The sequence below is a fragment of the Bradyrhizobium sp. 27S5 genome, assembly GCF_037217225.1.
GTDB lineage: Bacteria > Pseudomonadota > Alphaproteobacteria > Rhizobiales > Xanthobacteraceae > Bradyrhizobium > Bradyrhizobium septentrionale.
Window position 1 is genome coordinate 6,289,344 of record NZ_CP147714.1, and the last position, 12,593, is coordinate 6,301,936.

General features: G+C 59.2%; 7 protein-coding genes. 3 read left to right on the forward strand and 4 right to left on the reverse strand.

Annotation, left to right across the window (positions count from 1 at the left end; genetic code table 11):
- Positions 1-12: 12 nt before the first annotated feature.
- The 3 genes from acs to WDM24_RS44545 form a co-directional block, all read right to left on the reverse strand.
- Positions 13-1,974: an acetate--CoA ligase gene (gene acs, locus WDM24_RS29815; RefSeq protein ID WP_338828308.1), complete on the reverse strand. Its 1,962-nt coding sequence runs from the start codon at positions 1,972-1,974 to the stop codon at positions 13-15.
- Entirely contained in the window at positions 1,974-2,921 is a 948-nt protein-coding gene (locus WDM24_RS29820) for an alpha/beta hydrolase (RefSeq protein WP_338828309.1), read from the reverse strand. The genes acs and WDM24_RS29820 overlap by 1 nt, the downstream gene beginning before the upstream one ends.
- Before the next feature lie 94 nt (positions 2,922-3,015).
- A complete protein-coding gene (locus WDM24_RS44545) occupies positions 3,016-4,929 on the reverse strand; it encodes an acyl CoA:acetate/3-ketoacid CoA transferase (protein WP_414645777.1) in 1,914 nt (637 codons plus the stop codon).
- Positions 4,930-7,791: 2,862 nt separating this feature from the next.
- On the opposite strand from WDM24_RS44545, the gene WDM24_RS29830 reads away from it, so the two are divergent.
- Together WDM24_RS29830 and WDM24_RS29835 are read left to right on the forward strand one after the other, a co-directional pair.
- A complete protein-coding gene (locus WDM24_RS29830; protein ID WP_338828311.1) occupies positions 7,792-8,418 on the forward strand; it encodes a hypothetical protein in 627 nt (208 codons plus the stop codon).
- A gap of 121 nt (positions 8,419-8,539) precedes the next feature.
- Positions 8,540-8,686: a pyocin activator PrtN family protein gene (locus WDM24_RS29835; RefSeq protein WP_338828312.1), complete on the forward strand. Its 147-nt coding sequence runs from the start codon at positions 8,540-8,542 to the stop codon at positions 8,684-8,686.
- Between the two features lie 820 nt (positions 8,687-9,506).
- Here the strand turns inward: WDM24_RS29835 and WDM24_RS29840 are convergent.
- Positions 9,507-9,707, reverse strand: a complete 201-nt coding sequence (locus WDM24_RS29840; protein WP_338828313.1) for a hypothetical protein — start codon at positions 9,705-9,707, stop codon at positions 9,507-9,509.
- A gap of 510 nt (positions 9,708-10,217) precedes the next feature.
- Here WDM24_RS29840 and WDM24_RS29845 point away from each other — a divergent pair.
- Positions 10,218-11,903, forward strand: a complete 1,686-nt coding sequence (locus tag WDM24_RS29845) for an SIR2 family protein (RefSeq protein WP_338828314.1) — start codon at positions 10,218-10,220, stop codon at positions 11,901-11,903.
- Positions 11,904-12,593 lie beyond the last annotated feature (690 nt).

Genomic DNA, 12,593 nt, shown 5'->3' on the forward strand with positions numbered 1-12,593 from the left:
GGATGCTCACGCCTATCGCTTGTTCTGCCGGTTCTGCACGAGGTCGTCGACCACGGCGGGATCGGCCAGTGTCGAGGTGTCGCCGAGGCTCGACGGCTCGTCCTCGGCGATCTTGCGCAGGATACGGCGCATGATCTTGCCGGAGCGCGTCTTCGGCAGGCCCGGCGCGAATTGAATGAGGTCCGGCGAGGCGATCGGGCCGATGTCCTTGCGGACCCAGGCGACCAGCTCCTTGCGCAGCGCCTCGGTCGGCTCAGTGCCCTTCATCAGCGTGACATAGGCGTAGATGCCCTGGCCCTTGATGTCGTGCGGATAGCCGACCACGGCGGCTTCCGACACCGCCTCATGCGCGACCAGCGAGCTCTCGACCTCGGCGGTGCCCATGCGGTGGCCGGAGACGTTGATGACGTCGTCGACGCGGCCGGTGATCCAGTAATAGCCGTCGGCGTCGCGCCGGCAGCCGTCACCGGTGAAGTACTTGTTCTTGTAGGTCGAGAAATAGGTCTGCTCGAACCGCGCATGGTCGCCATAGACCGTGCGCATCTGGCCCGGCCATGACTTGGTCAGGCAGAGATTGCCCGAGGTCTCGCCTTCCAGAGTCTTGCCGTCGGCGTCGACGATCTCCGGCACCACGCCGAAGAACGGCCGCGTCGCCGATCCCGGCTTCAGCTTGGTGGCGCCGGGCAGCGGCGTGATCAGAATGCCGCCGGTCTCGGTCTGCCACCAGGTGTCGACGATCGGGCAGCGCTCGTCGCCGACCACGCGGTAGTACCACTCCCAGGCTTCCGGATTGATCGGCTCGCCGACCGAGCCGAGCAGGCGCAGCGATTGGCGCGAGGTCTTCTTCACCGGCTCGTCGCCGCCCTGCATCAGCGCGCGGATCGCGGTCGGTGCGGTGTAGAAGATGTTGACCTTGTGCTTGTCGACCACGTTCCAGAACCGCGAATTGTCCGGATAGTTCGGCACGCCTTCGAACATCAGCGTGGTCGCGCCGTTACAGAGCGGCCCATAGAGGATGTAGCTGTGACCGGTGACCCAGCCGACGTCGGCGGTGCACCAGTAGATGTCGCCGTCGTGATAGTCGAACACGTATTGATGCGTCATCGACGCGAACACCAGATAGCCGCCGGAAGTGTGCAGCACGCCCTTCGGCGTGCCGGTCGAGCCCGAGGTGTAGAGGATGAACAGCGGGTCCTCGGCATGCATGTGCTCGGCCGGGCATTCCGTCGTCACCATCTCGGCGGCCTCGTGATACCAGAGGTCGCGGGTCGGGTTCATGTCGATCGCACCGCCGGTGCGCTTCACCACCACGACCCAGTCGACGCCGCCGGTCTTGGCGATCGCGGCATCGACATTGGCCTTCAGCGGCACTTTCTTGCCGCCGCGCAGGCCTTCGTCGGCGGTGATGACGACCTTGGAATCGCAGTCCTTGATGCGCTGGGCGAGGCTGTCAGGCGAGAAGCCGCCGAACACCACCGAATGGATGGCGCCGATCCGCGCGCAGGCCAGCATGGCGTAGGCCGCTTCCGGAATCATCGGCAGATAAATCGTGACGCGATCGCCCTTCTTGACGTTGCGGGTGCGCAGGATGTTGGCCATCTTGCAGACTTCGTCGTGCAGCTGGCGGTAGGTGATGTGCCTGGACTCGGAGGGATCGTCGCCCTCCCAGATGATCGCGGTCTGGTCGCCGCGTTTCTCGAGGTGGCGGTCGATGCAATTCCAGGCGACGTTCAAAACGCCGTCCTCGAACCATTTGATCGAGATGTTGCCGGGCGCGAAGGAGACGTTCTCGACCTTGCTGTAGGGCTTGATCCAGTCGATCCGCTTGCCGTGCTCGGCCCAGAAGCCGTTGGGGTCCTTGACCGAGTGCGCGTACATCTCGCGATATTTGGCGTCGTTGACATAGGCGCGCTTGGCCCAATCGGCCGACACCGGATGAACCTGCTCTGCGGACTTGTCCAAACTCGTCGTCATCAACCAACCTCCGAGAAATCACGTGGCGGGGCCTTTAGGAAATCCGTTACGACCTTGATCTGGTCCGGCGTCACCAGCGGCGGCACATGGCCACGATCATCGAACCGGAAAATATCGGCGCGCCGATTCCGGCGTCTCATCTCATTCGTCAGATCGATCGACAGCAGGTCCGATTTGGCACCGTGCAGCACCAACATCGGCACCTTGATTGCTTCCCAGTACTTCCAGAGATCGAGTGGTGCGTAGAACCAGGGCGTTTTGAACGCCTTGGCGATCGCCGGATCGCAGAGCACCGCGTAACGCCCGTTGGCTTCTTCCCAGCGCAGACTGTGGATCGCAAGATGCCGCCAATGCTCGTCGGCGAGATAGCCATAGGGCGCGAGCACGGTACGAAAATATCTCTCGCCGTCCTCGATGGTCGAGAACGATGCCGGCATGTCCGCGATGTAACCGCCGATCCGCCGCAACCCGGTCGCGGACACGAACGGGCCGATATCATTGATCACGAGCTTGCGGACAATGCTTCCGGAAAAGCCGGCCATCACGATCCCGATCAAGCCACCGAGCGATGTTCCGACCCAATCGACCTCCCTCACGCCGAGGCGTGCGACCAGCGCATTCATATCGGAGCAATATTGCGGCAGCGAATAGTCGTCGGGATTGCTGATCCGCCCGCTTCGGCCGCGACCCGGCAAATCTGGACAGATCACCCGCCGGCCGCTCGCCGCGAGATCAGCGGCGAGATGGTCAAAATCCCGCGCCTGCCGCGTCACGCCGTGGACACAGATCACCGGCCTGATATCGTCAACTGGCCCCCAATCGACGTACGCAATCTCGTGAAAGCCCGACGGCGAAAGGCCAAGCAGCCGACCCGCGCGATCCGGCTGCGGGCCTTCGGATGTCCCGCCCGAAGCCTTCCCTGCCACCTCATATTCTCCGTCAAGCATCCCGTCTCCCGACGGGCGGCCGCGGAAAGGGTCGCCATGCGCGGCGCTCCCCATCCGCGAGCAAGCCCCCTCAATGACGCCCCATCATCACGATCTATCTGCCCGATGCATCGCCGCCTGCCTGAAAATGCGCGAAGCGCTGGGCTTCCGCCTGCGTCTCGAAAATATGCGGCGCAACATGCCGCTCGGCGAGCCCTTCCCCGAGCTTCATCCGCATGAATGCGCTCGTGGTGTAGCGGGACGCCGAACTGTAGTAGCGCTTCTCGAGATAGGCGATCATCGAGAAATAGGTGTCGCTGACCTGCGGCTCGAGATGGAATCCATCGTAGTTGGCGATCAGCGCAACCGGTTTCCCGACCACCCGGCAGGCGTTCTCGACCTCGCGCCGGACCAGATCGACGTCTTCGACGGTGCGGACCTCAAACCCTTCGAAATTGACGAACAGGGCATTGCGTTCTGCATCGTAGCTGATGCGATCGGCGAGGTTGCGGCCGAGCAGCATATGGTCCAGCCCCATCGGCTGGTTGCGGAAGATCCGCGCGTCCATCGGACGCACGTTGCGGATCAGCGGCTTGAAATCCATCTGGCCGAGGATGTCGCGTTCGATATCGATGCCCGGCGCCACCTCGATCAGTTCGAGCCCTGCAGGCGTCCGCTGCAGAACGCAACGCTCGGTGACGTAAAACACCGACTGGCCGGTTTCAGCCGCGTAGTCGCCACTGAAGGTGATCTGCTCAACCTCGGCAATGAATTTCCGCATCGTGCCTTCGCGCAGGATGTGGAGCGCTTCGTCCTCGACCGCGAGCTTGAGCCCGCCGCTGGTGAAGGTGCCGGCAAAGACGATCTTCTTGGCGCTCTGGGATATGTTGATGAAGCCACCCGCGCCGGCCAGCCGCGACGAGAACCGGCTGACATTGACGTTGCCAGCGCTATCGACCTGCGCCATGCCGAGGCAGGCGAGATCGAGCCCGCCACCGTCATAGAAATCGAACTGCTGGTTCTGGTGGATGACGGCGTCCGGGTTGAGCGCGGTGCCAAAATTGAGGCCGCCCTGCGGCATGCCGCCGATGACGCCGGGCTCCGCGGTCAGCGTCAGGTACTTCAGCACGTGCTCCTCGGCGGCGACCGCCGCAACGCCTTCCGGCATGCCGATGCCGAGATTGACAACGCCGCCCGGCGGCAGCTCGAACGCACAGCGGCGCGCGATGATCTTGCGCTCGTCGAGCTCGAGCGGCCGGACGCGATCCATCGGCACCCGCTGGCGGCCGGAGAAGGCGTGGCTGTAGGTGGTGCCGTAGGTCTGCGGATGGTTCTCGGGATCGGCGACCACGACGCAGTCGACCAGAATCCCTGGAATCTGGACCTCGCGCGGATTGAGTGAATTGCCGGCGGCGATGCGTTCGACCTGCACGATGACAAACCCACGCGAATTCTTGGCCGCCATCGCCATTGCGAGATTGTCGAGCGTCAGCGCCTCGCGCTCCATCGTGATGTTGCCGGCGGGATCGGCGGTGGTCCCCCGCAGGATTGCGACGTTGATCGGGAACGCCTTGTAGCGCAGCCATTCCTCGCCATCGATGGTCATCAGCTCGACCAGGTCCTCGGTGGTCTTCTCGTTGAGCTTGCCGCCTTCGAGCCGCGGATCGACAAAGGTGCGTAGCCCGACCTTCGAGATCGTGCCGGGACCACGCGCAGCAATGCTGCGGTAGAGGTGCGAGATGCAGCCGAGCGGCAGATTGTAGGCTTCGATACGGTTGGCGAGTGCCAGTTCGCCGAGCTTCGGCACCAGCGCCCAATGCCCTCCAACAACCCGCTTGACCAGGCCATCATGCGCGAGCCGGTTCAAGCCACGCTCCCGGGAATCGCCCGGGGCCGCGGCAAACAGCAGCGTCAGGTCGGCGGGATGACGCGTCTCCCGATAACGCTTCTCCAATGCGATCAAGAGCTCCACCAGCTTTTGATCGAACGACTGCGCCGGACTGCCATCTGCCGGCTGCAACTGCTTGATCCTGGCTTCCCTGTAGAAATCCCGGAAGACACCGTAGAGCGGTTCCTGCTGCTCCAGGATCGTCTCGTTGCGCAGCGCATTGGCCAGATACACGGCATCAGGCTCGACCTTCGGCGCGGGCGCCCCGGTAATGGGAGCCGGCGGCAAAACGGGAGCCAGCAATCGCGGTGATCGCTTTTCATCCTCTTTGATGAAAGCAACGACGCGATCGAACATGGCCTTGATGGCGTCGGTGATCGTTGCCGTGCTGATCTTCTGCGCTACCGGGCGCGTGAGCGCCATGCCGTCCGGATCGAGCGCAAAGGGTCCGATGTAGATCTGTTGCGGCTCCGGCAGGCCGGCGCGCCGGGCCTGCTTGGAGAACTCGTCGCTGAAAACCTTGAATGCCTCGCAGGCGGCCTTCTTGGTGGGATCCTCCTTGCTGGGATCCTCCTTTGGCGGGCTGCTGGTGTCGAATACCTTGTACGCGTTTATCTTCCGATCCCGCACGTTCTGGCGGTACAGAAGTAAATCTTTTCGACCGGCCTCGGTCGACGTATCGAAGCTCGCAAGCTTGCTGATGATTTTATCGCGGCTGAAGTCGGGATCGTCGAGCTGGATATCCGGAGGCGGCAGATTCTGCTGGAAGACCGCCTCCTCAAAGATATGCTGAGGGTCGAATTCGGCGACCAGCACGGGGCGGTCGTCGCGGAACACGCCTTTCTCGACCTCAATCACTCTGCAATTGGGATGGGCAGGACGAATGACCGGCTTCGGACAAAGCACCAGGTTCAGATCGAGGAAGCGAAATCGCAATTTTACGAGGTCACGGTCGCGCGCCACCGTCAGCGTCGCGCGCGAAAGATCGAACTGCGCTACGTTTGCCGTCTTTTCGACGGTTGGTCCGACCCAGACGTAGCTAGACGCGCTCGGCCGTGGAAGCTCGCCCGAGTTGAGCTCATCAAGGCCCTTGCCATCCTCATAGAGCAGCCGGAGGTCGGCAGCCTCAAAGGCAATAGAACTGTGGCTCACATCGCCGAGCGACAGATTGCTTGCGAAAAGGCTAAGGTCGACGGCAATGCGCCGCGCTTCGGACGGAGCGACCTCTCCGGCTCGATCAAAGACGGCCCAGATTGACGCGGTGTTTGCGCCGGCGCGATCGCCAACGGCGGCCAAGACATCAGAATTCTGCGTCGCGTCCTGTGGGTTGACGCAATCCTTGCTAGGTCCGGACTGAGGCGCTGGACAAGGGCCGAGCGCACAAGCCAGAGCCGCTGGAGCACCGGGGGCCACCGACGGCTTGCTCTTGTCGGCCGTATCGGGCGTCTTTTCCTGCTTGGGCGGTGCATCGACGACCAGCCGGCCGACAAGGGTAAGCATTTCAAAGCCCGGGCTGCCGTCATTCTGTTTCACGGCACCCCAAAGCGCATTTCGAAGCACTGCAGTCTTGCCGGCAGGAGCCCTCTTTGTCTTTGGCAAGGAGGTTTCCGTTACGAACAGGCTCGCGGCTGGAATATCCCTGGCCGTCTTGCTGCCGTCCGAAGACAGACTGATTTGACACGCGCCAAAGCCAAGTTTTGCAAAAGTTTGGCCCTTGCCCGGCATCAGCGGGGAATCGGTGCGGCATGCCTCCCAGTTGAGGGCCGACATCCCCGTAACTTCGATATTGGTGCCGCCGGCCTCACCGAGGCGGAAGTACGGCTGATCCAGAGTGATCGGCTTGTCGGAACCTGCGACCCCGCGAAAGAATGGAGCCCCCTGCCCAAAGCCGTACCAGCCAAACGTGAAGCTGTGGGCCCTGGCGCGTCCGTTGAAGGCGGATACGACAGCGCCGGCGCTGCTGGTTATTCGCCAGACGCAATCCGGAAGAAACTGGAGGTTCGGCAGGATGGCAGGCTTGTCCGAAGCGACCACACGTCCCTCGAACATCTCGGTAAATCGCGTCCTGGCTTGCGAAAGGCCTGGCGGAGCCTCCAAGAAGTTCTTCTTCGATACGAAGTCCGCGAATGAGATCTCGCTGCTCTTCCAGGGCGTGTTTGTTTTCTTCGCATCGTTCCAGAGACCGGTAACCAGGCTGATGTTCCAGCGATCAACGACCTGCTTATCCCCGTCCTTGACCAGCTTCGGCTCGAAATAGAAATCGAGCCGCGCAGACTGGTTGCCGCCAAAGCTTGCGTACCTGATCCGGAGGCGCTTGCTCGCATCCGCTCCCACCACGACGAGCTCGAACCAAGCTCTCGGTCCGAACGCCGAAGCCTGCACGCACCATTGCGAACCAGGGTCGGGAGAGTTGGAGTTTTCCGGAGCCTCACGCACGGTGACCGCCCTGCCCCCGTCCAAAAGGTCGATGCGCAGCACCTTCGCGACCACCTTCCCCGCGGCAGCCAGCGCACTTTCGATTGTCAGCGCAGAGCTTGCCGTCCCCGCGAGAAATCCGCGGCGGGACAATGGCATCTTGAGTGGAGATTGCGACCCGACGGGACGCGGTTGAAAGTCGTCTTCCGCAATCGAAACATCGTGATGCGCCATGTTGCCCCGCGACATTTAACTGCGCACTGAAAATGATCTAAGGAAGTAATCGATATGCAATGACCCAAATTCGGGTCAACTAAAGCTTAGGTTGAAGATTGTCGTCGAGTCTCGGCGCCCGTATCACTGCGGGTCAATTTTCCACAACTTCATGTTGAATGTTGACAGAGAACCGAAGTAAACTATTCTGGGTTGAGTGATCGATGAATTTCAATAAGTCGGTCAGGTGTTCGGGAAGCGAGCGCCGAGGCCGTGAAGCAGAACAACAGGGCGCTGCGAGGCGACTAGATATTTTCTAATTTATCACTCCCGCATCGCCAACGGCGGGCCGGTTATCATTTTGGAGCAAATTGCATGCTTCGGAAAATGCTCTGGGTCATTTTGATTTGCTGCGGTGTCGTCCCTGTGTACGGAGCGCCGACGACCTGTGAGACCAGCGAACAGTCGCTTTGGAATTCAAGCCTTATCAACCAAGCGCTTGAAAGCAAGCTCGCTACGCTTTTTCAATGCATCGATACCTCGGACCCGACAGAGTATAAGTTGAGAGACGCCACTGCATGTAATTGGTTTGTCGGAAAATCCCTGGAGACTGTCTGGAGCTTTTCCGATTTCAAAAATGGCGACGGGTACTTTACCGCAAACGAACTGGCCGATCGGCTTTCCCAAGGTGTCTTCTCCCACTGGAAGACAATCGGGTCAGGCGATCAACAGGAAGCGAACGACACTGCTGCAATGCGCGCGGCCGACGGTAATCCAGTCGTCGCCGCCTGGCAGTCGAACGGTCCGACGGGGCACGTAGCGCTGATCCTTCCGGGCGGGCTCGCCTTCTCGTCGAGTTGGGGTGTAAACGTGCCGAGGAGCGCGAGTATCTCGCTAAACGATATCGATGCGGCATACATTGGCTGCAGGCTTTCGAACGCCTTTGGTGCGAACAAAAAGCAGGAGGTCCAGTATTACTACCGCGATCTATTGCCGTTCTAGAGGTCGAGCCGGCACAATCGCCCACGCCTCCAAGCGATAAGAAAACAACCGCGGCCGGCGCGACGTAGTCAATTCCGGCTAGCCGCGCCATTGCTTCTCACACCAAAATTCCACCAAGCTGGTGCAGAAGATCAGCGCAGGTGAAATAGCGATCCCTCTGGTGCGAATGGAAGCAAGCCAGAAATGCGCTAAAGGCATCCACCTTCTGGATCTAGCGAAGTACCTTGATGGGAGAGTCGAGGCCGCCAGAAAAGAAATGGCAGCCTGACTACCTAGGCGGTGTACCGCCTCTTCTTTTTGGCGCCTCAGGCGAGTTGCTTAAACTCGCTGAGCACCTTCTGCCCACGTGCAGGCTAAAGCTCCGAGCAAAATGATCGCTGCAGAACGTTGCTCGCGGCGACGCAGGCGCATATCACCTGCCGACGCGCGCAGCTACGCCGCGCTACGCTATGGCTGCAAGACGGACGCCGACGCGCGACAACGCTTGATCGTCGAACTACGAACCAGTGGCAGTACTACATTTGGTACGACATGATCGATCAAGGTGAGGCTTAAGTGCTGGTGCTGCATCGATCTTCGAGATGTCCCGGTCCAATCCATCATGGGACAGACTGTGTCGCCAACGGCGTAAAGTGCCTACCGAAGCTCACTGACCGCACCAGTTTCGCACCAGAAACGATGTGAACAAGCCACGACGAACGCGATCAAATTCAAACGAAAATGCAGCAAAATCAACGAAGCTCTTCGATGGTCTGCCGCTCATAACGCCCTGGTTGCCGGTTCGAGGCCTCCCGGACATATAGGGAAATCACCCGCGCTTGAGTTTTGACTCACCTCCATTACCCTCCGGTTTTGAAGGCGCTATTACTACGCACGCTTGAACGCCGCGCGATAGCTCGCCACTATATTGGCTTCTTCTCTGCTCAGCCTTCGAGCGTGTCCCCTACTCAACCGCCACTGCGGTTGCCCAGCTGAAGTCAAAATGAGTGCTCAACAACTTCATTGCGAAAACAGCGACGAGAACGCAGATGATTTGCAACAACGTTCTGGTCGAGAACACCCTATTGAAGAGCGTCATGATGCTGCCTCTAGCGCTGGTGACCGAGACGGATTCCAAGCTTGAGCGCCTTTTGGCGGAGTGAGCCTTCGGAGCGCTTTGTCAGCTTCGCGATTTTTGCAACGGGCGTCTTTGCTTTCGAATAAGCGCGCAGCTCTTTCACGTCAGCCTTTGTGTATTCGCGGCGCACAGTTTTCTTCTTGGTAGTCGTCTTCTTTGCCTTCTTCGCCACTTTTAGCTCCTCGATTCGAGAGCGGGCGTACTAGCACAGCCGCATTGAGGCGCAACCCTCCATCAGTGATTCAATATGCTGGTACGATCCGTGAACCCTCTAGTGACATCAGCATTGCAGGCGATTTGCCCGACCTATCAATTGTTTCGGCAGTTCTTAATGGGCCAACATTACAGCTTGAAGTAATCTGATCCATAAAGGGCCAGTTCCTAACTACATCGAGTTGTCGGCAGACCCTTTGATTTGAAACGCGAGAATCGGGAGTGGTAGTACACGTACACTCAATCCCAACATGAGAATATTTTGATGCCAACGCCCCCGCGTACGTTAGAATACATTGTAGAGGCGCTGCGGCCGAAACCCGGTACAACGCGAAAATGCACCGTGCTACTCGGTGCTGGCTGTTCGATCAGCGCGGGGATACCGTCGGCAGGTGCCGTGGTCGAGCATATTAGGACCTCATATCCTGCCGCCTACAGCCGCGCGACCCCGAAAGACTATCCTGGCTGCATGGCCAGTCTCGACCGTGGGATCCGGCGCGACCTTATTGGCGGATACATCGACAATGCGAAAATCAATTGGGCTCACCTCGCGCTCGCTCAACTTATTGATCACGACTTCATCGATCGAGTACTTACCACCAATTTTGATCCTCTCGTTTCTAGGGCCTGCTCACTTATAAATTCGTTCCCGGCGGTTTATGATTTCGCCGCATCGCATCTTTTCAATCCCGACCAGGTGAGTGAAAAATCGATATTCCATCTCCATGGCCAGCGTGATGGCTTTGTGCTTCTCAACACGCGTGAAGAGGTGAACAGACATCGGCGCTATATGAAGCCTGTTTTCGAGGATGCGCATAAAGGCCGGATTTGGATTGTAGTCGGTTATAGTGGCGAGAACGATCCGGTATTTGATCTTCTGGCCGATGTCAGGACATTTGAGTATGGGCTCTACTGGGTAGGCTATGGAAAGACGCCGCCGGCCCATGTCTCCAAACGGCTCCTCACCCCCGGACGCGGCACGCACTTCTTGGGGGATTGGGATGCCGATGATTTATTCGTCACGCTGGCTCAAAGGCTCGGATGCTTTCCCCCGCGTTTCGTAACGCAGCCGTTCTCGCATTTAGAATCTATGTTTCAGATGCTGACGGACTACAAAGCCCCGGGAAGCAGTCTGGACGACGAGTCTGGGCTCCGCGAAAGCCGGTTTGACGTCGCCGCCGTCATTCGGCCCCAGCTCGACGCCCTGATCGCCGGCCAAGAGCAGGCCCTATCTGCCGAATACTATTTCCTCGCAGGCGAGCATGAGCGTGTTGCCGCATTGTTCAGGGGCCGGCAGCTGAAGAAGCTAACCGAGCGGGAACGGGAGATTTACGGCTGGTCCCAAATGATTTTGGGCGATCGCGCGCACTCAACGGCGAAAATCGACGATGATCGTGACGTTTATCGGAAAGCCGCTGAGCATTTCGCCATTGCCGCGAAAATTCGGGCCACAGAAGCTGATGCCCTCTACAATTGGGGCAATGTCCTGTTCGATCTGTCCATGGCAGTCCGGGATGGCGCAATGGAAGTGATGACTAGGGCGGCGGAAGCGCTGCTCAACCGCGCCGTCGTGAAATATCGGGCAGCACTGGCAATAGATCCTCAATTTTCAGACGCCCACAACAATTTGGCGAATGCGTTGGCGGATCTGGCGCGCGCAGAGTATCCCCGCAGCGACAATGGGATACTGAGAGAAGCATTTTGTCATTACGAAGCGGCGCTCCGACACACCCAGACGCCCGACATCGTTCACAACAATTTCGCCAAGGCATTACATGATTTGGCGCGCATCACGGACGACCTAGTGCTGTTTAAGAAGGCGATGGTACATTTCCAAGCTGCGGGAGCGGCTAATCCAAATTATTACAGCGTCTATTTGAGCTGGGGCCACGCACTTGCCGATCTCGCCCGGAGGACCGGCGCCGCCAAAAGCTATAAGGCGGCATTTGAGAAGTACCGCCGGGCTGCAGAGATTGAGCCGACAGATACAGCCACGCATCACAGCTGGTATTATACGATCCTGGAATTTGCGAAGAAATTGAAGGGAAAAGAAAAGGCGGCTTATCTGAAGCAGGCCGCGGCGGTATCCGCTGAACAAAAGCGCCGGCGCCGCAATCTGGAGCGCCGCATTCTGCGGTCCGAGGGAGCAAAGTAGGGAGCAGATGCCGAGAGGCTTGCGGTTGAACTTCAGTACGTCCATTAGATCGACATGTTGGTGTCAAGGAGCGCCAGAAGTGAGCGCACCACTACTAGTCACCGACGTCCGATCGTTGTCGTGACGATACGCCCAGCTCCAATCAACTCGTAAAGTTTCGTGCGTCCCAAGCCGGTTACTTCGCATGCATCGTCAATCGTGCAGGTGAGCCGCCGGGCGAATGGCATTGAGCTCGGTCTGCGGCTTTCGGAGCGGATGGACTGACTTGTGACTGTTGTCCGCCAGTTTTCTCTCGTCGATTGTATCTCACGCAGCCCTACTATTCGCACAAAGCTCGACGGGACAAGTGTCGATCGTGCGACGAGCAACGTCAATGCGAACACCCGAGGGCGCTCGCGTACGAGAGCGCACGCTAGCGGCGATTTGAATATTTCCGGACACCAAGGGCGACGAGTAAATTTTTGGGGAATGCGCCAGCCGCAGTGAGGTTTCGCGCCGAGGTTAGCCTGCAATGTCGGCAGAAAATTCCCCAAGCGTTCGCCGCTGTTCACCAGCGTCTTATTCAACCATTATTCAACGAACGGGACTGATGGCTACCTAAGTGCCTGAGCTTGCTGGCGCTCCCTAGGGGACTTTAGGCCCTCAGGAATATCAAACACTTAAGTCTCAGTGGGACAGAAAACAGTTCTA